This window comes from Mongoliitalea lutea, from assembly GCF_014652135.1.
GTDB lineage: Bacteria > Bacteroidota > Bacteroidia > Cytophagales > Cyclobacteriaceae > Mongoliitalea > Mongoliitalea lutea.
In genome coordinates this window covers 21,499-43,829 of record NZ_BMYF01000007.1, presented here as the reverse complement: position 1 = coordinate 43,829, position 22,331 = coordinate 21,499, and the positions used below count along the sequence as shown (strand labels likewise).

19 protein-coding genes and 1 pseudogene are annotated in these 22,331 nt (G+C 39.9%); 9 read left to right on the top strand and 11 right to left on the bottom strand.

Annotated elements, in window-relative coordinates:
* Positions 1–16: 16 nt before the first annotated feature.
* The 10 genes from IE080_RS06965 to IE080_RS06920 all read right to left on the bottom strand — a co-directional run bounded on the left by IE080_RS06965 (position 17) and on the right by IE080_RS06920 (position 10,996).
* Positions 17–1,123: a DUF4837 family protein gene (locus IE080_RS06965; RefSeq protein WP_189579845.1), complete on the bottom strand. Its 1,107-nt coding sequence runs from the start codon at positions 1,121–1,123 to the stop codon at positions 17–19.
* 71 nt (positions 1,124–1,194) lie between these two features.
* A complete protein-coding gene (locus IE080_RS06960; protein WP_189579842.1) occupies positions 1,195–2,592 on the bottom strand; it encodes a transglycosylase SLT domain-containing protein in 1,398 nt (465 codons plus the stop codon).
* Between the two features lie 11 nt (positions 2,593–2,603).
* Positions 2,604–4,034 carry an Asp-tRNA(Asn)/Glu-tRNA(Gln) amidotransferase subunit GatA gene (gatA, locus tag IE080_RS06955; RefSeq protein ID WP_189579841.1) on the bottom strand — a complete coding sequence of 477 codons (1,431 nt, stop codon included), beginning with the start codon at positions 4,032–4,034 and terminating at the stop codon, positions 2,604–2,606.
* A gap of 21 nt (positions 4,035–4,055) precedes the next feature.
* Positions 4,056–4,259 carry a twin-arginine translocase TatA/TatE family subunit gene (gene tatA / locus IE080_RS06950; protein ID WP_189579839.1) on the bottom strand — a complete coding sequence of 68 codons (204 nt, stop codon included), beginning with the start codon at positions 4,257–4,259 and terminating at the stop codon, positions 4,056–4,058.
* Positions 4,260–4,372: 113 nt separating this feature from the next.
* Complete coding sequence (locus IE080_RS06945) at positions 4,373–5,614, bottom strand: murein hydrolase activator EnvC family protein (RefSeq protein WP_189579837.1); 1,242 nt, start codon at positions 5,612–5,614, stop codon at positions 4,373–4,375.
* Positions 5,614–6,360 carry a lipoprotein insertase outer membrane protein LolB1 gene (lolB1, locus tag IE080_RS06940; RefSeq protein WP_189579835.1) on the bottom strand — a complete coding sequence of 249 codons (747 nt, stop codon included), beginning with the start codon at positions 6,358–6,360 and terminating at the stop codon, positions 5,614–5,616. The genes IE080_RS06945 and lolB1 overlap by 1 nt, the downstream gene beginning before the upstream one ends.
* Positions 6,353–8,077, bottom strand: a complete 1,725-nt coding sequence (locus tag IE080_RS06935) for a tetratricopeptide repeat protein (protein ID WP_229800537.1) — start codon at positions 8,075–8,077, stop codon at positions 6,353–6,355. Before IE080_RS06935 ends, lolB1 begins: the two co-directional genes overlap by 8 nt.
* Before the next feature lie 121 nt (positions 8,078–8,198).
* Positions 8,199–8,633, bottom strand: coding sequence for a dUTP diphosphatase (dut, locus tag IE080_RS06930; protein WP_189579831.1), 435 nt, complete (start codon positions 8,631–8,633; stop codon positions 8,199–8,201).
* Positions 8,634–8,668: 35 nt separating this feature from the next.
* The gene (locus tag IE080_RS06925; protein WP_189579829.1) at positions 8,669–10,186 is read right to left on the bottom strand and encodes a lipopolysaccharide biosynthesis protein; all 1,518 of its coding nucleotides are present in this window, start codon (positions 10,184–10,186) and stop codon (positions 8,669–8,671) included.
* Between the two features lie 24 nt (positions 10,187–10,210).
* Entirely contained in the window at positions 10,211–10,996 is a 786-nt protein-coding gene (locus IE080_RS06920) for an enoyl-CoA hydratase/isomerase family protein (protein WP_189579827.1), read from the bottom strand.
* Positions 10,997–11,222: 226 nt separating this feature from the next.
* Between IE080_RS06920 and IE080_RS06915 the strand changes: the two genes are divergently transcribed.
* The 9 genes and pseudogenes from IE080_RS06915 (at position 11,223) to IE080_RS06880 (ending at position 21,892) form a co-directional block, all read left to right on the top strand.
* Positions 11,223–12,677, top strand: coding sequence for an NADP-dependent isocitrate dehydrogenase (locus IE080_RS06915; RefSeq protein ID WP_189579825.1), 1,455 nt, complete (start codon positions 11,223–11,225; stop codon positions 12,675–12,677).
* A 72-nt stretch (positions 12,678–12,749) separates the two neighbouring features.
* Positions 12,750–13,802: a M42 family metallopeptidase gene (locus IE080_RS06910; RefSeq protein ID WP_189579823.1), complete on the top strand. Its 1,053-nt coding sequence runs from the start codon at positions 12,750–12,752 to the stop codon at positions 13,800–13,802.
* A gap of 199 nt (positions 13,803–14,001) precedes the next feature.
* Entirely contained in the window at positions 14,002–14,574 is a 573-nt protein-coding gene (locus IE080_RS06905) for a hypothetical protein (RefSeq protein WP_189579821.1), read from the top strand.
* Positions 14,575–14,656: 82 nt separating this feature from the next.
* Positions 14,657–15,163, top strand: coding sequence for a hypothetical protein (locus tag IE080_RS06900; protein ID WP_189579819.1), 507 nt, complete (start codon positions 14,657–14,659; stop codon positions 15,161–15,163).
* Positions 15,164–15,230: 67 nt separating this feature from the next.
* Positions 15,231–15,989 (top strand): metallophosphoesterase, encoded by a 759-nt coding sequence (locus IE080_RS06895; RefSeq protein ID WP_189579817.1) that lies wholly within the window; start codon positions 15,231–15,233, stop codon positions 15,987–15,989.
* A 76-nt stretch (positions 15,990–16,065) separates the two neighbouring features.
* A complete protein-coding gene (locus IE080_RS06890; protein ID WP_189579815.1) occupies positions 16,066–17,727 on the top strand; it encodes a DUF8451 domain-containing protein in 1,662 nt (553 codons plus the stop codon).
* A 236-nt stretch (positions 17,728–17,963) separates the two neighbouring features.
* Positions 17,964–20,141, top strand: a pseudogene (locus tag IE080_RS19725) (type I restriction endonuclease subunit R); the annotation flags it as partial.
* A complete protein-coding gene (locus IE080_RS19720; RefSeq protein ID WP_373295123.1) occupies positions 20,142–21,176 on the top strand; it encodes a type I restriction enzyme endonuclease domain-containing protein in 1,035 nt (344 codons plus the stop codon). It abuts the pseudogene before it with no gap.
* Positions 21,176–21,892, top strand: coding sequence for a M48 family metallopeptidase (locus tag IE080_RS06880; RefSeq protein WP_189579813.1), 717 nt, complete (start codon positions 21,176–21,178; stop codon positions 21,890–21,892). The genes IE080_RS19720 and IE080_RS06880 overlap by 1 nt, the downstream gene beginning before the upstream one ends.
* A gap of 40 nt (positions 21,893–21,932) precedes the next feature.
* Here IE080_RS06880 and IE080_RS06875 read toward each other — a convergent pair whose 3' ends face one another.
* Positions 21,933–22,322: a GlcG/HbpS family heme-binding protein gene (locus tag IE080_RS06875; RefSeq protein WP_229800534.1), complete on the bottom strand. Its 390-nt coding sequence runs from the start codon at positions 22,320–22,322 to the stop codon at positions 21,933–21,935.
* Positions 22,323–22,331: the final 9 nt, after the last annotated feature.

The following is a 22,331-nucleotide window of genomic DNA, read 5'->3' as shown; positions in this document are numbered from 1 at the left end:
ATTGTTTGATAGTTTCTTAGTCTGTTGCCAGCTGATTAGAGAGTTCTGTCGCTAGCAAGATAGTTTCAATTTCACGGATAGCTTCTCTGTGTGCTTCATTTGGATAATACACGAAACCCTCCATGTAATACATTTTACCATTTTCATTGTCCACCAGTAAATAGCCTAGAAACGAACCTCCCATACTTAGGTTGTTTGTTTTCCATCCTCCTCTGATTTCGACCGCAAAATTATCATTTATTTTGAAGTTATTAAAAACAGGGCTTGGATCTACACGCTCTGTGACAATGTATGAGTTGCGATTGCTGGGGTCTCCAAAAATGTGTTGCTTCGTAATACTTTCCCTGAGTGCTAATACGTTTTGTGGAAAGACCTGATCTTCAGAAGTATAGTCTGTACTGTAGAAAAACAGACTAATATCCGGCTTGTCGCTACGGGGAGTTGGTTGTCTCAACCAAAGAAAATTATTATCTGATTTGGCAATTTGGTACGATGCAGGGACATTGATTTCCAATCCAAATTCTCTTCCAGCCACCTTTGCGGCAGAGTTTTTACGGGATAAAAGAATTTTTTCCAATCGAGCTCTTTCTCTAACCTGGAAAAGATTTTGTAATCTGGTTTTGTTTTCCTTGATATTTTGAATCAATGTTTCCTCATCTCTTCCAAAAAGATACACCACCTCTTGCCCTTGTGCAAACTCATCTTTACTTCGTAACATGTATAAGCTTGGATCAGCTGCTGCCTTTTCTTTCGCTTCTTTGGTGAAGGTAGCATTGATGTTTTGACTAGCTGAACTTCTGTCATCAAAAGTGGTGACATAGACAATGTTAGTGGCCATTTTGAGGATTCTGGTCATTCCTCTTGGATCAACTTTACGAACATCAAAAAGGTATTCGTCTCGGATGAGGCCCTTTTGGTCTTCTTGGAATACTTCTTTTAACGCTTTTCCAACGGGACCTTCCCATTTAGCAGAATCAATGGCTAAAATGATTTCTCCGATGGCACCTCTTGCTTTTGGCTTGGTAGAGGAGGACCCTCCCTCACCTTCAGGTTCACAAGCACTCAAAAGACCCATTACTAAGAATAGGCTCAACAAACTGGATATACTAAGGATTTTTTTCATAAGACACTAGTTTACCGCTCTAAGGTAAAGAATCAACCGAGGAATAAAAAGTTTTTTACTATTTTTTTAGTTTAACCTATGATTAATTTTTGACCTGGCTTGATGGTAGTGTTTTGTAAGTTGTTCAATTGTTTGATTTGTTCCACGGATAAACCATTGGATTTTCTGGATATCGTCCACAAGGAATCTCCTGGCTGAACGGTGTAGAATTTAGGACTGCCGCTGGGTGAGTTGTCGGCAATGGTTGAGTTCGTGGGTTGGTTTGTGTAAATATATAATGTCTGCCCAACACGGATAGTATTTGAACTCAGGTTGTTCCAGTTTTTAATGTTTTGTACGCTGGTACCATGATTGGAAGCAATTTTCCCTAGCACATCTCCTGAGCGTACTTTGTAAGCAATTCTTGTTTGTCCTGCTGTGGAGGTAGCTGCGACTGTGGGATTCACAGGCGTGGAGGTACGAAGGGCTACTGCTCGCTCAGGTTTTAACTCAATGGCTTCCTTAAACAGCGATTTGTTTTCTGTGATATAGGTGGATTTGGTTTTTGGCACTCTTACTGCCATGTGTTTATTACTGCTTGGAATGAGCTTATTTTGAATGGACGGATTCAGTGCTTCCAGATCACTTAAGCAGATATCTGCCAATTGGGCAAGTTGCTCCAAATCAATTTCCTGATTGAATTTGATACGGTCGTAAGCAATAGGGAAGGTCGGATTCTCCAAAGCCAGGTTATGTTCGTCGGCATACCGGAAAATATACATCATAGCTTGGATTTGAGGAACATAACTTCTAGTCTCTCTTGGAAGCCAGTTGTAGATTTCCCAAAATGTACGTTTTCCACCGGATCTAGTAATTGCTTTTCGTACATTTCCTGGACCACAATTGTAAGCAGCTAAGGCAACCTCCCAATCTCCAAACATACGATAAAGCGATTTCAAGTATTTGGCGGCTGCTTCTGTGGACATTTCTGGATCCATGCGATCATCAATGTCACGGTTTGCATTCAGGTTGTACATTTTTCCCGTAGCTGGCATAAATTGCCATAAACCCATGGCGCCAACTCTGGATTTTGCTTTTGGATTTAATCCTGATTCTATAATTGCCAAATACTTAATATCGTCTGGCATGTCATGTTCCTCTAAGATCTCTTCAAAAAGCGGAAAATAAGTGTATTGCCGCTGCATGACCATGCGGGTATAATCTCTATTTCTTACCACGAAATAATTGATAAAAGCAAATACCCGCTCATTCAATTCGAATGGCATACTCGTCTCCATGGCACGTACGCGCTTGGCTACTTGGTCATAAGTGAAATCAGGAATGTAGTCGTAGCTGTATACTGGCTGTAATAGTGGTTCCTCGAGGCCAATCTCATTGAAACCATATAATTCCTGCGCATGAAGGATATCTGTACTTGTCAAGACAACTGTAAACCATGTCAAGGCGAAGAGATAGATAGATTTTTTCATGCGCATTGAATTTAAGCTTGATTAATGTCCATTAAATAGTCTGCAAAAGCATATAGCTCTGCTTCTTTAAAGGAGTTAGCAATAATTTGAATTCCGATCGGCAAGCCTTTTTCGTCTGTTCCGTTTGGAATAGAAATGGCTGGCACTCCGGAAACAGAAGCTTGTACAGTGAATAAATCTTCCAAATACATCGCTACTGGATCATTGCTATGCTCTCCAAACTTAAACGCTGTAGAAGGCGTAGTCGGCATAACAATGTAGTCAAATTTGTTCAATAAATTCTCTGTAAACTCCTTAATTAATCTTCTGACTTTTTGGGCTTTGGTAAAGTAAGCATCATAGTAACTTGCACTCAATACAAAAGTGCCTAACATGATCCTTCTTTTAACTTCTTCACCGAAACCTTCTGAGCGTGTTTTTTTGTACATGCTCTCCAAATTGTGAGCTGCACTGGTTCTATAACCGTATTTTACGCCATCAAAGCGGGACAGGTTCGAACTGGCTTCGGCTGTAGTTAGGATGTAATATGTGGGCAATACATATTTCAGTAAAGGAAACTCTACTTCCTCTACCTCATGTCCTTCTTTTCTCAATTTATCCAACAAAGCCAATGTATTAGCCTTGATTTCCGGTTGCAAGGCTGGAGACTCGATAGTTTCTCTCAAGTAAGCAACTTTTACGCGTTTATCGAAGTGTAAAAGTTCACTGTAAGGAGGGACGGGCTTTTTGGAGGAAGTACTGTCAAAATTATCAGGTCCTGCCATAATTTCCATGACTAGGGCATTGTCTTTGACATTCCTTGAAAAAATACCGATGGTATCGAACGAAGATGCATAAGCAATCAAACCCCAACGAGAAACTCTGGAGTAGGTAGGCTTGATACCTACAAGTCCTGTAAATGCTGCTGGCTGGCGTACAGATCCACCTGTATCGGTTCCCAAGGAAACAGTACAAAGATTTGCTTGAACGGCTACTGCAGAACCACCCGAAGAACCACCTGGTACTCGGGTTTCGTCAGCTGCATTCAGTACTTTTCCATGGCAAGTATTTTCATTGGAACTACCCATTCCAAATTCATCACAGTTAAGTCTACCGACAATGACAGCGTCTTCATCGATTAAGCGTTGTACAGCTGTAGCGGTAAACTGTGATACAAAGCCTTTGAGGATGTTACTTGAGGCATTGACCTCATGGTCTTTGTAGACCAACACATCCTTGATACCGATGACCATACCTGCCAATCGGCCTGCTTTGCCTTCTGAAATTTTTTGATCCACCGCAGCTGCTTGAGCTAAGGCTGAATCCGTATAAACTTCAACGAAGGCGTTGAGGTGCGCCTTCGTCTGAATGTTTTGGAGATAATAATTTACAATCGCGGTCACAGAGGTTTCCCCATTCTCCAGCGATTTTTGTATATCGTCAAAAGAAAGAAATTTTTCCAAAATCAAAATAATTGCTAAGCGTTAGTCTTTTTTCTTTTTATCATTGAGTCCTTCTTCCAAGTCATTTTGGATTTCCTTGGTAGCGTCTTTGAACTCACGGATTCCTTTACCCAATCCTCTCGCTAATTCAGGGATTCTTTTTGCTCCGAACAAAAGAAGAATCACGAATAGGATGAGAATCATAGAACCTGGGCTCATTCCTCCGATAAATCCTAATGTAGTCATAATAGATCTGTTTTAGATGAATATTCCTTGCAAAGATACAGAACTAGAGAGCTAACACAAAGGAAAGCTTGTCACAACTGTTTCTTTTTTTGTAAATATACGGATTATTTATTTTATCGTCCTGCTAGCCAAATGGATGGATCCATAGGAGATAGACCCTTCCAAGTTTCGAAATGGACCTCAGATACCCCATCCTTATTTGTGTAAACTTGGCCAATCACTTGTTTGGCTTTCACTTTATCACCTGTTTTGACCGAAATGACTTTCAGCTTGCTGTAAAGGGTGTAATATTCCCCATGTTTGATCAGGATGGTACCGCCATAACCTGGTACAGTAGCGACTTTGGTGACTTCTCCATCGAACACTGCTCTTACATTAGCATTTGGAGTGGTTTGGATATCAATACCATCATTAGGTTCCACCACACCTTTGAGGGTAGGATGGGGCTGATTACCAAATCGCTTAGAAACAAAGCCAGATTCCACAGGCCATGGAAGTTTCCCTCGGTTCCCTGCAAATGAAGTCGAAAGGGCTGCCGCCTCAGGTGTAAGCGGAATGGAACTTCCGGAGGCTCGTGTAGCGGTCGAGTTTGCTTTTTTAGCTTCTGCTTCTGCTCTCCTAATTTCCTCCTCGATGATGGAACGTATCAATCGGTTCAGGTTCTCCTGTTGTTTACGGGCAGCTTCAATTTGTCGCCTCAGGTCTTGTTCCTGCTTATTGAGTGTATTTACGATCCCCTGTTGTTCTTGCTTCGCTTTATCAAGTTCTCGTTTCTGCTGTTGCTCTTTTTGTAGAACTTGTTGTTTTTCTTCTTTTTTAGAGGCCAGATTTTCGCGTGCTACTACTAATTCGTCTGTAACCTTTTCGATTTGTTCTGCTTGCTTTTTACGGGCATCTGAGTATTGTTTCAGATATTTTAAGCGCATATAAAATTGCTTAAAAGTGTTCGAGCTAAATACAAAAGCAGTCATGGTCATCCCTTGATTGAGCTTAGCACTTGTGTAAATCATCTTCGAATACTCGTCTTTTAAGCTTTGAAGTTCATTTTCCAAGGCTTTGATTTTGAGTTCGGTATTGGTGATTTCTCTATCTATCAGCTGTACTTCTCTGCTAAGGGTGTTGATGTAGGTGACTCGTGCTTGCAGTTGTCGGTTGACCGCGTTCAGTTGTCCAACAGATACTTTTTTGGTTTCAGTTGTTCTCTTTAAGATTTTATCAAATTCTAATAGTTTTTTTTGAATCTCAGCTTTTTCCCGTTCGAGTTCTGCACGTGATTTTTTCGTCTGAACGATGTTTTGTCCTTGAATAGAGAACCCAAGGAATACCAAAAAAAGAAAAAGAAAAAGCTTCTTCATTAGTTAAACTGAAATGGAAAGGTCAAGGAATTGTTACTTCGCTCGATTCTGGATATTTCCAAGTGTACGATTGTATTCTGCGTATCAGTGCCTTCTCCCAACATCAATTTGAAAAGCATATTATTTGGGAAAGGCTGTCCATCAACATCTTCAAAGGTACGATAACTTGCTGTTAATCCTCCCTTTTCATTGAGAGGATTACTGGTTAGTTCGGTAACTTTACCATGACTTGTACTGATTTTGGAATGATAGCGTACGCCTTCTCTGACTTGTGTCAAATCAAAAGAGCTTCCTATACGAATTAGCCGATCTCGGTAGCTGAATTCATGGGGAACATTGGCATAAGCTAAGTTTTGAATCAAATCAAAAGAAAGAGTTAAATCAAATCGATCTTTTAGCTCGGCGAAACTCATGTTTACATCCTCTCCATTCAAGCGGTCTTTGATTCGGATATAATCTTTGGTGACAATGCCGCGCAGGGCCTCAAGTCCTAAGCCAGGGGTGACAGAAAACCAAATCACACTATCCTTTTTTGCTCGGAAATTGATGGTGCCTTTAGTGACTTTTCCATTGGATTCCTCCAATACAATCCTGCCCCTTGAACTCAGGTAAGTGAAATCAAAGTAAATACCTTCAAACTCCTGCATAATCTCATCTGAGGTGTAGAGGTTAGGTTTTTTGGCGCAGGAGAAGATAACTAATACAAGTCCGGACATCAAAAGTCCGCGAAACCACTGCTTAATCATAATACTTTTGATCTCTAATTTTCTTGTGTAAAAACTCGGAGATATCATCTCCACCTTCTGCTTTTTTCCAGTAGGTAAGTGCTTCGTTTCTTTTGCCTAAATGGTATAGAATATCCCCATAGTGCTCAAACATGACTCCGCTGGGGCTCTCTTCATTTTCCAAGGCTCGCTCCATGTATTTTCTCGCATCTTCATACTCTTTCAACTGAAATAATACCCAAGCGTGTGTATCTAAATAAGTAGCATTTTTAGGAAATCGTTTCACTAACCCTTCAGACATTTTTTTTGCTTTTTCTAGGTCTCGCTTCGATAAAGAAAGAAAATATGCGTAATTGTTCAGCACATGTTCATCGTCAGGTTTTTCTGCCAATACTTTGTCATAGGCTTCAAATGCTTCTTCTTTTTTTCCTGCTTGATGCAATGCATCACCCAAAGAAGCCCTGGCCAGAAGTTCTAGCTGTTTGTTTCTTCCACGATTCAATTCTATCGCTTTTTCCAAGGATTCTACAGCAGGCTCTCCTTTTTTTTGCGCAAGCTTTGCTGTGCCATCAAAGAACCAAAACTCCGGTCTTTCGGGAAATTCATCTACAGCCATGATGGTATAGGTTTCTATCGTGGCAAAATCTTGAGTGGATTCAAAAAGATTCGTAATAACGCCTTGCAATACTTGCGCATTGGAAGGGTTGATCTGAAGAGATTTTCTGTAAAGCGCTAGAGCTTCCTCTTTTTTGTTTGAAAAGAGCAGTCGGTCACCTACCACAGTCAATATATCTGCATCGGTTGAATTGTGTGCCAGCATAGACTCTTGCAAATTATCCAGCAAACGCTCTCTTCTTTCCGTTCGCATTTCTTGCAAGATTTCGGCGAATGCCTTCGCTTTGATAGATGGATCCAAATCAGGATTAGCAAATGCTGTTTTGATAAAATCTTCTGCTGTGGGTATATCACCTCTTTCCCTGTAGAGGGCATAAGCGGCCATTTGTAATTCTGCCTGATTGGGATAAGCAGTTAGATTTTCTTCGATCAAAGCTATGGCATCATCTGATTTGCCATTGTTGAATAGAATTTCTACCAAACTGATTACATATTGTGCATTACCTGGGCTGGAATTGATAAGCTTTTTACCTTCTTCTACAGCGGCTTTCAAATTATTCCTCCTTAAGTAAATGCGTTGCTTTTGGAAAATAAGCTGATCAATCACTCCATAGTACTCCTCAGCTCTGTCCAATGCACTTAAGGCATTATCCATGTCTCCAGCTGATAGGTACAAAGAAGCCAAATCCAAGATGTAATTTTGATTTTCCGTAGTATTGGCCATCAAATCCTCTAGGATTTCTGCTGCTTTGAGTGGTTGGCCCTGCTTGGTGTAAACTTCAGCCATGACCAAACGATAATACTTGTTGCCCGGATCAGCTGCCACTGCTTTCATTCCATAATCCAAAGCTTCATCCACTTGATTGGCACGTAATAGTATTTCTGCTATCTTGAAGTTTGTGGCTGGCTCTTTTGGAGCAATTTCAAGTGATTTTTTGAAATAAAAATACGCACGATCGAAGTCCTCCAGCATCATGTAGCGCTGACCATCGATAAATAGCCTATTGGCCCTGATCTGTTCCAATTCCTTTTTCTTGGCTTTCCGTGTAGGCTGTTGCGCCGAAAGCAAGGAGGGAAATGATAGGGTGATAATTAAAAATATACTGATTTGAAGGATTTTCACTCGTAGCAACTATTAAGTATGGTTTCTTGGCTATTGACATTTGTACAGCATAGCCCTTAATTTCTTTTCTAACGCAAACTTAATGCCTTTTTGTTTAGCAAAATCATAAAAGATGTTAGCGTCAGGATTTTCCTGTGCTTCCATATCCTCCAGCTCCGCGTTCGGTATCTGATAAGCTGTCTGTTAGCTGCCAGGAAATTTGCTCATGTCGGGCTATGACCATTTGTGCAATCCGCTCCCCATCTTGTATTTCAAATACTTCTTGGGATAGGTTCACCAAGAGCACTTTGATTTCACCCCTATAATCAGCATCCACTGTACCTGGACTATTGAGGACAGTCAACCCTTGTTTGAAAGCCAATCCACTCCTAGGACGGATCTGAGCTTCAAAACCCACAGGAAGCTCGATAAATAAACCTGTACCGATTAATTTTCTTTCCAACGGTTGTAAAATCACGGGCTCTCCTAAATTGGCACGAAGATCCATACCCGCAGAAGCTTCAGTCTGATAGGCAGGTAATTCGTGTTTAGATCGGTTGATTACGTTTACTTTCATATGTTTAAAATTGAAAATGAGGTTCTAAAGGAGTTTTATCTTTTCTTGAATCGTTGGAGGATGGTCTTCACTTCCTCCTTTTCAATAACAAGTACCAGTACTAAGAATAGTAGTACGAGGCTATTTTGACTGATGAATTCTACGATTGGATTTTCTAAATTCATAAAATATCCCGCATAACTTAGACCAAAGGCTAGTAGCAGATATAAAATCCCCTTACCTGTCTGATAGGGGATAGGGAAGTGCTTTTGTCCCCACCAATAACACAGGATACTCATGACTAAGTAGCAGCCTAAAGTACTCAAAGCACCGCCCATAAAGCCAAGGATAGGTATGGCTGTAAATAGGATGATCATAGTGACCAAAGCACCGATGAACGTAATGTAGAAGCTGTATTTTGTTTTATCAGTCAATTTAAACCAAATGCTCAAATTAAAGTAAATCCCTAACAATAAGTAGCCCATGAGTAAAACAGGTACTATATGGGTAGCCATACTATAGCCTTCGTTTCTCAGTAATAAATTGCCCAAAAGCCCTAAGTTGACCGAAACAGCTATCATCAAGGTGCTGCAAAAGATGATAAATGCATGCATGACACGAGCGAACAGTGCAGGACTGTTTTTGTCTGCACTTTGATTAAAGAAAAAGGGTTCAGCAGCATATTTGAATGCTTGAATGATCAGATTCATTAAGATCGCTAGCTTGAAGTTTGCTCCAAAAATCCCTCCAGCCTCTCTGCCTGTAAGTCCGGGATAGAAATTTTCAGGAACCAAGTATTCAAATAAATTTCGTGACATCGCCTCGTTGACCACTCCTGCCAGGCCCATAAATAAAAGCGGGAAAGCATAATGCCACATGGGCGATAGGTAACTGCGGTCTAACTGGAAACTAAATTTCCCCATGTATTTAAAAAGTATTGGAATCATCAATGCATTGGCGATCAAATTGGAAAGGAGAATGTATTCGACTTCCCAATCAGGTCTGTAAAAACTGCTGATGGAAGGCTGCAAGACTGAAAGCCATTCGCCTAAATAGATTTTTCGAAAGACTACAATAAAGAGAATATTGAGACCAACGTTGATAAGAATATTGGAGAATTTGGTCAGTGCAAATTGCAGGGATTTGTTTTCTTTTCTGAGTCTTGCATAGGGAATCGCTAAAATTGCATCAATTGCCAAAATCCAGGCAATCCACTGAAAAAGGTATTCTTGGCCCGGGTAATTCATAACCTCTGCCAACCAGGGTGCAGAAAAATAGATCAATGCGCCCAAACTTAGCGAACTGGTAATCAATAATGATTGGATCTGATGATAGACTTTGGTAGGATCCAAACCTTTCCCCGTGGCAAACCTGAAATAGGTGGTTTCCATACCGTAGGTGAAAATAACATTGAATAGCGCAATGTTAGCATACAATGCCGTGTAAGCACCCATTCCGTCCTTGGAAAGGTAAGCAGTGTATAGAGGTATGAGTAAAAAATTGACTGTGCGGCCAAGGATGCTGCTGATGCCGTAGATAGCCGTTTGGCCAGCAAGTTTTTTTAATTGACCCATGGTTTAAAAATAAAAAAGGGGAAATTACTCCCCTTTAAAGACTGGTTTTCTCTTTTCGAGGAATGCGCTTGTTCCTTCTTTGTAATCCCCTGATTTCACGCAGCGAGCAAAGCTATTGGCTTCAATTTGATAGCCATCTTCATTGGTGCTGTAGACTGCATTGACACAATCGACAATCATCCCTATGGCGAGCGGTGCTTTGCTCATGATTTTACGGATGATTTCTTCTGCTTTTGCCATTGCATCATCTTTGGTATCGCAAACATGATTGACCAAACCTAGTGCTTTTGCTTCGGTAGCATCAATCATATCTCCCGTCATCATCAACTCATTGGCTTTTCCTCTTCCTACAAGGACAGTTAATCGCTGAGTTCCTCCATATCCCGGAATGATACCCAAATTTACTTCCGGTTGACCGAATTTCGCATGAGCAGCTGCTACACGCATGTGGCAGGCCATAGCCAATTCACAACCACCACCAAGGGCAAAACCATTGATAACAGCGATAACCGGCTTAGGGCAAGTTTCAATTAGGCTAAAGATCTCCTGACCATTTTCAGCAAATTTTCGAGCATTTAGCTCACTCAATTCTGCGATTTCACTAATATCTGCACCTGCGATAAAGGCTTTTTCACCAGAACCAGTGATGATGACTGCTTTAATGTTTTTGTTATCGACAACCTCTTCGAAAATTGTACGTAGTTCTTCAAGAGTTGCAAAGTTGAGTGCATTCAATTTGGATTCACGGTTGACGGTCAAATATAAAATCCCGTCACGTTCTTCCGATAAGATGTTTTTACTTTCAGCCATGATAAAAGGTGAATGTTGGAGGTCAAATATACGAGTGAGGCGAGCATTCCCAAAGGATTTCTTAGAAAAATACAATGATTGAGAAGCAAACGGATTAAAATGAATATTAACAGCTACCTTACATTTCTTTCGTTTAACTGCTAATTTATCATAGGTTTACCCTGCCTTTCTGCTTAAATTTTGTATTTTTGCAGCGCCAAATAAAAATCACAAAACCCAATTATATATGTCTTCAAAAACGAAAATTACAGTAGCCTACGGTGACGGTATTGGACCGGAAATCATGCAAGCGACCTTGGATATCTTGGAAGCGGCAGGAGCTCAGTTGGAATATGATGTTATCGAAATCGGTGAAAAAGTATATTTGAAGGGAATCAGTTCAGGCATGGAGCCTAAGGCGTTCCAGTCCTTGAGAGATACCAAAGTTTTTTTAAAATCTCCCATCACTACCCCTCAAGGTGGAGGTTTCAAAAGTTTGAATGTTACTACCAGAAAATCTTTTGGACTTTTTGCCAATGTTAGACCTTGTAAAGCTTACCATCCTTTCGTAAAAACCCATTTCCCAAAAACGGATATGGTCATCATCCGTGAGAATGAGGAAGATTTATATGCAGGTATTGAGCATAGACAAACCGAAGAAGTGTATCAAACCTTGAAATTGATCTCTCAGCCAGGTTCTGAAAAAATTGTTCGATATGCTTTTGAGTATGCCAAAAAATATGGCAGAAAGAAAGTAACCTGTATGACGAAGGACAATATCATGAAATTGGCTGATGGTCTATTCCATAAAACGTTTGACGAAATCGCTAAAGAATATCCTGAAATCGAAACAGATCACAAAATCATCGATATAGGTTCTGCCTTGATCGCTGAAAGACCAGAGATTTTCGACGTGATCGTTACATTGAACTTGTACGGCGATATCATTTCTGATATTGCGGCTCAAGTAACTGGTTCTGTTGGTTTGGGAGGATCTGCGAATGTGGGTGCTGAAGTAGCGATGTTTGAAGCTATCCACGGTTCAGCTCCTGATATCGCAGGTATGGATATGGCCAATCCTTCCGGTTTGTTGAATGGTGCTATTTCTATGTTAGTGCATATCGGTCAGCCTGAGGTGGCTGAGAAAGTTGCTAATGCTTGGATGAAGACTTTGGAAGATGGTATTCATACCGGTGATATCTATCAAGAGGGGCTTTCTTCCCAGAAAGTAGGTACTAAAGCTTTTGCGCAAGCAGTAATTGATCGCTTGGGTCAAGTTCCTGTGAATATGGTTCCAGCTAAGTTTGATAAATCAGACACTACCCCAATCAATATTAAATTAAGACCGGTAACTAAGGCTAAGAAAGAGTTGGTAGGTGTAGATGTATTTATCGATTGGGACGAAGTCGGTAGAAATCCGGATGTAATCGGTGAAGGATTGAGAAAAGCCAATGCAAACGGCCTACAGTTGCACTTAATCACCAATAGAGGTGTGAAAGTATTCCCTGAAGGACAGCCTGAAACTTTCTGCACGGATCATTGGAGATGCAGATTCAAGACAGACGATCAGCGTGCTATTTCTCACGATGATGTGTTGGAATTATTGAAACAAATAAAAGCCCTTGGTTTTGACTTTATCAAAACAGAGCATTTATATACCTTCGATGGTGTCAGAGGATATAGTCTGGCACAAGGAGAATAAAAAAACAGGAAGCTCCGGAGTTAATCTTCGGAGCTTTTTTTTATCATTGTTGGTCAAGAAAAATTAAAGAACATGAATATAGATGTTTCATTGTTGAGTAAAACCTGTGAGATCGCAGGTGCTCCAGGTTTTGAAAAAAGAATTCGCGATTTTATTATAGAGCAAGTGAGTCCATTTGTGGATGAGGTTCAAGTGGATAATCTAGGGAATGTGATTGCTATCAAAAAAGCATCCAATAACCCTGAAGGGAAACGTGTGATGTTAGCCGCACACATGGATGAGATAGGCTTTATAGTAAAGCATATTGATGAAAATGGATTCTTGAGATTTCACACTTTAGGTGGATTTGATCCCAAAACATTGGTTGCTCAGCGTGTAATTGTGCATGGAAAGGAAGACCTGATTGGAGTCATGGGTACCAAGCCAATCCATGTGATGTCTCCTGAGGAGCGAACCAAAATGCCGCAGGTGACAGACTTTTTCATAGATATGGGGATGTCCAAAGCCGAAGTGGAAAAGTATATCAGTATAGGCGACCCTATCACCCGAGATCGAGAATTGATTGAGATGGGGGATTGTGTGAACTGTAAGTCTATAGATAATAGAGTGGCTGTGTATATTCAATTGGAGACATTGAAACAATTGGAAAATCCTGCTTATGATGTGTATGCTGCCTTTACGGTGCAGGAAGAAGTGGGTATCCGTGGAGCCAATGTAGCAGCCCATCAGATCAATCCTGATTTTGGAATTGCTTTAGATACTACCATAGCATTTGATGTGCCAGGTGCACAGCCACATGAGAAGGTGACCGAATTGGGTAAAGGTACAGCTATCAAAATCATGGATGCCATGACTATTTGCGATTACCGCATGGTGGCTTTTATGAAAGCTACTGCTGATAAGCATCAGATTCTATGGCAGCCCGAAATCCTCACCGCCGGAGGGACAGACACCGCGGGTGTTCAGCGTATGGGTAAACAGGGAGCAATTGCAGGCGCTATTTCCATCCCCACCCGTCACTTGCATCAGGTGATTGAGATGGCGCATAAGGATGATATTGCAAATTCAATCCGCTTATTGAAAGCATGTCTGGAGGAGATGGATGTGTGGGATTGGAAGCATTGAGATACTAGACTTGCCTGCTGCAAGCAGGATCGAGTTGGGAGAGACGAGAAGCGAGAGGCGAGAATCGAGAGACACTTGAAAATCGTCAAAATTATTTGAGAGAGTATATTGAAGTATGCTGCGGTCGTAGCGCGTGTCGTTGCGGCCGCTGCGTGAACTCGGATTTAGTTTGTGTTTTTAATGGTGAGATTATAGGGAGATGAATCAACAGCACTCAAATGAGACTTCTTTGACGGAATCTGTAGAAAAGCTAATTGAAGCTTGTAGGCAAGAAGATGCTTACAATTCTGCCGGTTCGAAAACCATGAAGTGGGTGTATAGCCTGTTTGGAGGGATAGCACTTTTAGCAACTTGGGTTGTATCTCTTGAATCCTGCGATTGTACATATGACCGTGCAATTGCATATTCTTTCTTGTTTGGAATTGGCTACTTTCTAGGGTATCTTTTTTGGGAGCAGAGAAAAAAGGCAAATTTCAGCTATGATGTTGCTGCAGCTAAGCTTTTACCCTTGATTATACAGCGATTTGATATACGGAGCAGTCAAATTGTAGCACTCATTCCTCCATTGCTAAGTATAGGAGCCGCATTATCTTTGGTAGTCAACAATCCTAAAGGAGACGACTTAAATTGGGTCAACTTTTGGCTGGTCTTCGGTTTATTCTTGTTAGTAATCTTCATTTTTGCTTATGTTGGTTATCGAATTTGGAAGACTAGACAGGAACCTTTGGTAGTAGAGGCAAGGAGGATTTTGCGGGAGGTGGATGTTGCTTAATTGCTGAATTTCAATTCAGTCAATTTAATCTTTTGCATATTAGATTATTCTGAAAATTTATCTTATTGATTTGTTAAATCTGATGTCAGAAATAGTTCAAGCTCATGTTTTCAAGCCAAGTGAACGATTAGAGTTGTTGGATAAGCGAAAAAATTTAATTGGTTGGTTTTTCGTTTTACTAGCTGTACTACTTTTCATACTTGATTATGCCTTTGTTGGATTGGCCATAGGTCTTTCTATATTTTCAATTTGCTATTTTCAAGCGTTTTTAAAATGGGGGCAAAAAGAAAAGGTATTTGGATCATTTCCAGTTAAATTGAACTTTTATTCCGATAGATTTAACTTAGATGGAGAAGTTTTTAGGATAGATGAAGTCAAAATAACCAAACTTATTTGTTATGACTATGAGGGAAGGGATAATACAGGTTATGTCTTTTTGGTTAAATATCCTATGCGGTCCAGTGGTTCATGGAATCATCTTTCGTTTATTACTAATGGTCAAGAGGTAACTATGCGTTTTAGGCTTCGTTCATTTTTGGATAGTAAGAAATTGGAAGACTTGAAGCGCCATTGGGGGATTATTGACTAAGGTTTACTTTGAATGTTACATTGAAAAAATTGGATAATCAATCATTAAACGAATATTATATTTAACTATGACAATCCAATATGCCTCAGATCTTCATCTAGAATTCCCTGCCAACGAGCAATTTTTGAAGAGGAATCTTTTGCAGCCAATGGCAGATGTTTTGGTATTGTCGGGAGATATTGTCCCTTTTGTGCTCATGGTTAAGCATCAGGAGTTTTTTAGTTTTCTTTCGGATCATTTTAAAGCTACTTATTGGCTACCGGGCAATCACGAATATTACCATTTTGATATAGCCCAAAAAAGTGGTGTGTTGCATGAAACCATTAGAAGTAACGTGTCTTTGGTGAACAATACTTCGGTAGTTCATGATCATGTGCAGCTTATTTTCTCTACCCTGTGGAGTCATATTAGTCCAGAATATCAATGGCAGATTGAACGTAGCTTGAGTGATTTTCATGTGATCAAAAATAAAGGTTATCGTCTTTCAGCGGAGAAATACAATCAGCTGCATTTGGAAAGTTTGGAGTTTTTGACCGATGAATTAAATGACAGGAAAGTGGACCAGGTAGCTGTTTTTACCCATCATTGTCCAACCTTTCTCAATTATCCTCAACAATACAAGGATAGTATTCTCAATGAAGCCTTTGCAGTGGAGCTGTACGACCTAATTGATACATCCAGAATAGACACTTGGGTGTATGGGCATCATCATAGCAATACCGCTGCATTCCAAATTGGAGACACAAGGCTATTGACCAATCAGTTAGGCTACGTACAGAGAAACGAGCATTTGCTTTTTGAACCAAATAAAGTGATTGAGATATGAAAATCAGAATAATAAAGCAAAATCTGCACAAAAAAGTGGCTGGCTTTATTATGTAAAAACGAAAAATACAATGCCTATGACTATAGCAGAACTAAAACATACACTAGACTCACTCCGCAATCTCACGGCAGAGAATGAAATTGTGGAGTTTAAGGAAGCCAAAACAGGCTATGACTTTACAAAATTGGGGAAGTATTTTTCTGCCTTGAGCAACGAGGCCAACCTAAAGGGTAAGCCCTATGCATGGTTAGTTTTTGGTGTGGAAAATAAGAAGCATAGTATAGTAGGAAGTCAGTTTCGCCAACAGCGAAAAGATTTGGATAGCCTGAAAAGTGAGATAGCTAATAAAACCACCAACCGAATTACGTTTATTGAAATCTATGAACTAAATGAGCCTGATGGTCGTGTAGTGATGTTTCAAATACCGGCTGCTCCCAAAGGTTTTCCTATTGCTTTTGATGGGCATTACTACGGCCGGGATGATGAAGAGCTTTCACCATTGAATTTAGAAGAAATTGAACGCATTCGTGCACAAGCTACTACTGAAGACTGGAGTGCGGCTTTGGTACCCGATGCTACTATTGATGATTTAGACGAAGAAGCCATTGCATTAGCCAGAAAAAATTTTAAGAATAAATTTCCTGAAAAAGCCAGTGAGGTTGAAGTGTGGGACAACATTACTTTTTTAAACAAGGCGAAAATTACCATTAAAGGGAAGATTACCCGTACAGCTATTATTCTACTAGGGAAAGAAGAATCAGAACATTTTATCAATCCTGCCGAAGCTAAAGTAAGATGGCTGTTGAAAGATGCCCAGGGTAATGATAAAGACTATGCCATTTTTGGTTGTCCACTTATTTTGGCGGTAGATAAAGTATATGCTAAAATCCGTAACCTGAAATACCGCTACATCAAAGACGGAACATTATTTCCAGACGAAGTAAATCAATATGAGCCTTACTCCATTCGAGAGGCCTTAAACAACTGCATAGCCCATCAGGATTATACCAAACATGGTCGCATCAATGTAGTTGAGATGGATGATCAATTGATATTTACCAATCTTGGGTCTTTTATCCCCGGAAGTGTAGAGAAAGTGGTGAAAGAAGATGCTCCAGAAGAGCATTACCGTAATAGGTTTTTGGCCTCAGCTATGTTCAACCTCAAAATGGTTGATACTGCCGGGGGTGGAATTAAGAAGATTTTCAATTACCAACGTGAACGCTTTTTCCCAATGCCGGATTACGATCTTTCCGGTGGTAAGGTTAAGGTGACCATTTCCGGTAAGATTCTTGACATGGAATATGCTCGCTTGCTGGCCAGAAACAAAGACCTGACTTTGGAAGAAATCATCATGCTGGACAAAGTGCAGAAAAAACAGATTTTAACTGAATTTGAAGAAAAGCACCTAAAGAGCAAAAAGCTGATTGAAGGCAGAAAGCCTAATTATTACATCGGATTAAAAGTAGTTGAAAAAACAGGTCAGAAAGCTGCTTACTCTAAAAATAAGGCTTTTGATAAGAGCTATTATCTGGATTTAATTGAAAAAGCAATAAGAGAACATACAAGTTTAGAAAGAAGTGATGTAGATGAGTTGCTATGGAATAAGCTGCCGGATTGGATGGATGAAAAGCAGAAAAAAAATAAGATAGGGAACTTGCTGTCAGAGTTGCGAATGAAAGAAAAGATTCAAAATACAGGAAGTTTTAGTAAGCCAAAATGGTCTCTTAAAAAGTGACATAGTAATGGTTTAAGAGAGAATTTAAGAGAGAATTTAAGAGAAGATTTAAGGGAAAGTTGATATAAGAAAAGTAGCTATAAAATTGAAAAACAATGAACTAGAAAAAAGGAGGTTCTAATAAATCGAGTGAAATTAGAAACTCAATTTGAAGAAATGAATAAGCAACAAATTATCTATATACCGTTAATGATTCTCTGTATCAGGTATCCAATTCTTTAAAAAATTAAAAAGTTATGGAAACACCAAGCTTTAAAGAAGACCATATCAGCCAGATACCCGCATTGCAGATGCTGGTGAATTTGGGTTATACATACATAAATCCAGTAGAAACGGACCGTCTTAGGGGTGGAAAAACGACAAATGTCTTGTTGGAAGAAGTGCTGCGGAAACAGTTGAAAGAAATCAACAGCATACGGGTAAGTGCCAGCAAGACCAGTATTTTTACGGATGAAAATATCGAACGCGGCATCCAGGCATTGAAAAACCTTCCCATGAACGAAGGCTACATTGCTGCCAGTGAAAAAGCCTATAACCTGCTGACTTTGTGACATGCATTGGAACAAAGTGTGGATGGAGACAAAAAGAGTTTTACCCTACAGTACATCGATTGGAAAAATATCCATCACAATAAATTTCATGTAACGGAAGAGTTCAGTGTGATGCGGAGTACTACCAAGGACCATTATCGTCCGGACTTGGTCTTGTTCGTGAATGGTATTCCGCTCTGCATTATCGAATGCAAGCGTCCGGATATGAAGGAGCCTCTAAAGCAGGCTATCAGCCAGCATTTGCGCAATCAGCAGGAAGATGGCATCAGGAATTTGTATGTGTATGCGCAATTGACTTTGAGCATAGCCACTCAAGAAGCTTCTTATGCCACCAATGCAACCCCTGAAAAATTCTGGGCAAAGTGGAAAGAAAGTGAAAACGAAAAAGAGAATAGTGAGACGTTACTTGCTCTTAAGAATAAGCCATTACCTGAGAAAGTAAAAGAGCAATTGTTTTCTGATCGCTTCAGGTATGTTCGCCAATATTTTGATGCTTTAGAACAGCAACAAATTCTTCCCACAGAACAAGACAATTATCTTTTTGGTCTCTGTAGTCCTGAGCGATTGATGGACATAATCTTCAATTTTATTTTATTTGATAATGGCACCAAAAAGGTAGCACGCTATCAGCAATTTTTTACAATTAAGAAGTCACTTCACCGTGTCAGAAATGTAGAGGAGGGAAAAAGAAAAGGTGGTGTTATTTGGCACACCCAAGGAAGTGGGAAGTCTCTAACCATGGTGATGCTGGCTCAGGCAATTGCCATGGAACCAAGTATTCGTAATCCAAAAATTGTTCTCGTGACTGATAGGACAGATTTGGATGATCAGATCACCAAAACCTTCCGAAAGTGCGGGAAATTTGTGGAAAATGCGACCACAGGTCAGCGATTGGTGGAATTATTGGAAAGTAACAGCGATGCAGTAGTCACCACCATTATCAATAAATTCAATGCTGCTGTAAAAAAAATCAGTAAGCCCTTAGAAAGTCATGACATTTTTGTGCTGGTGGATGAAGGCCATAGGACCCAACATGGCATGTTCAATATTGACATGCAAAAGACCTTGCCGAATGCTTGTTTCATAGCCATGACCGGAACGCCACTTTTCAAAAAGGACAAAAGCACCGCAGCAAAGTTTGGAGGCATTATAGACGCCTACACCGTTGACCAAGCTGTGATTGACCAAGCTGTTGTCCCACTACTTTATGAGGGAAGGGTGGCCATACAGCATGTAAATGAGGGACCCATGGACACGTATTTTAATTTAGTGACGGAGCCCTTTTCTGATTATCAAAAAGCCGACTTTAAGAAGAAATTTTCACGCTACGATCAATTGAATAGCGCGGAGCAAAAGATATATGCCATTTGCTGGGATATTAGCAGACATTTTAGAGACAACTGGCAAGGGACAGGATTCAAAGCCCAGTTGGTTTGTGACAAAAAAATCAATGCCATCAAGTATAAAGAGTTTCTTGACGAAATTGGTATTGTGAGTACGGAAGTCTTGATTTCATCCATTGATGAGCGTGAGGGAGAAGACAGTGCTTATGAAAAGTCAACTGAAAAGGAAAATCGGTTTTGGAAAAAAATGATGGACGAACATGGCAATGCAAAAAGCTATGAGAAAAATATCATCAGCCGATTTAAGAATCAAAAAGACCCGGAAATCATTATTGTAGTAGATAAACTACTTACTGGATTTGATGAACCAAAAAACACCGTTTTATATCTCACAAGGAATTTACAAAGCCACAAACTCTTACAGGCCATTGCCAGAGTAAACCGAATCTATCCTGACAAGGAGTTTGGGTACGTCATCGATTATTATGGGGTTATTGAAAACTTAGATGATGCTCTGAAGATGTATTCCTCTTTTGAAGATTTCGACGAAGAAGATTTGGCGGGCACCCTTACCAACATCACAGATGAAGTCAACAAACTCCCCCAGAAGCATTCTGACCTCTGGGATATTTTCAAAACTATTGCCAATAAAAGAGATGCTGAGGCCTACCAACAACTGCTGAAAGATGAAGCCATCAGGGTTTTATTTTATGACAAACTCGCTGCATTTGCCAAGAGTTTGAAATTGGCTTTATCCTCCCTTCAATTCCACAAGGATGTAGACGAAAAAACCATCAACCGTTACAGGGATGATTTGAAGATGTTTATGAAACTACGGGCAGCTGTTGTGGAGCGATACAGTGATGAAATTGACTATAAACAATATGAAGGTCAAATTCAAAAATTGATTGACACCCATATTACCGTAGAGAAAATTGATACAATTATAGAACTGGTAAACATATTCGATAAGGACAAATTCCAACAGGAACTCGAAAATACTATTGAAAAAGAAGCAAAAGCAGATAAAATCGCCAGCAGAACAGCCAAGCATATTTCAGAAAAAATGGATGAGGATCCTGCTTTCTACAAAAAGTTCTCCCAGATGCTGAAAGACACCATTGCCGAATATGAAGCCAAACGAATCAATGAAGCACAATACCTGACTAGGGTTCAGGAGATCATGGACAATGTCTTGGCTCATACGGATAATGAGATCCCTGAGCAATTAAAATCAAGAGATGTTGCTAAGGCCTTTTATGGATTGACAATTGAATCGCTTAAAGAAAAAACGAATGATTATGTAATTTTGCGGGAAGTTTCAATCCAAACAGCTTTACAAATTGATAACCTTATTCAAGAATCTGTATTGGATAATGGCAAGCCAATTATTGATTGGCAGTTTAAAACCAATATCACTGGCAAATTGCTGATAGATATTGGGGATCATCTGATCGATGAAGTAAGAGACAAATACAACCTTGAATTGTCATTCCAAGAAATGGATAAAATTGCAGACGACTGTATTGAAGTGGCAAAAATCCGATACAAATAATGAAACAGACGATTGTATTTGGAAGTAGAACCATTGACTTTCATTTGGAATATTCAGATAGAAAATCACTAGGGATTACTGTGACTCCGGACATGGAAGTAATCGTCAAAGCTCCTTATAATACGGGCATTGACAAAATCAAAGAAAAAATCAGAAAGAAAGCACCTTGGGTCATCAAACAACAAAGCTATTTCCTTTCTTTCCATCCTAAAACCCCTCAGCGTAAATATATCAGCGGGGAAACCCATTTGTACCTTGGCAGACAGTACCGATTGTTAATTAATAATGATGAATTAGGAATTGATAATGAACGAGTAAAATTAGAAGGTGGTTTTTTGAAGGTGTATACATTAGAAAAACAAAAAGCTGAATCATTAGTCAAAAACTGGTATCGTAAGAAAGCAGAGCAGAAGCTAAAAGAGATAGCTAGCCCCTTAATCGATTCTTTCCTAATTCGTCATAAGTTATCAATTCCTACTATTCAATTGTCTATTCGCGAAATGCCTACACGTTGGGGGAGCTGTACAGCTAAAGGGAAAATAATTTTAAATCCCGAATTGATCAAAGCACCTAAGGGAAGTATTGAGTATGTTATCGTTCATGAGCTTTGTTATCTGGTTTACCATGACCACACCCAAAAATTTTTAGATTTGCAGACGAGGGAAATGAAAGACTGGAAAAAGTGGAAATCAAAACTGGAGAAAATACTCGCCTAATCGAATTTTTCTCCAAAAATTAGTTTTCAATTAAGTATCGCTATTCCATCAAACCCACAGCCTTCAGCGCTGCCTCAGCGATGATACCGTCTTGAGCAGAAGTGACTCCTGAGATACCAATAGCGCCAATAAGGTCTCCGTTTTTGAATATCGGCAAGCCACCTTCCACAGCTGTTATAGGCATGGTGGTCAGGTGAACAGCCCCATTTTTGATCATATCCTCAAATACTTTCGTCGAGCGTTTGAATTCGAAGGCTGTTTTTGCTTTTAACTGAGCAATTTCAATACTACCTATCTGGGTACCATCCATCCTTTTGAGCAGAATAAGGTTTCCTCCCTGATCCAGAATTGCAATCACTACATTCCAGTTTTCATTCACAGCCTTCTCCTGTGCAGCATCCGCAATTTTCGTAGCCCAGTCCAAATTCATAGTCTCCTG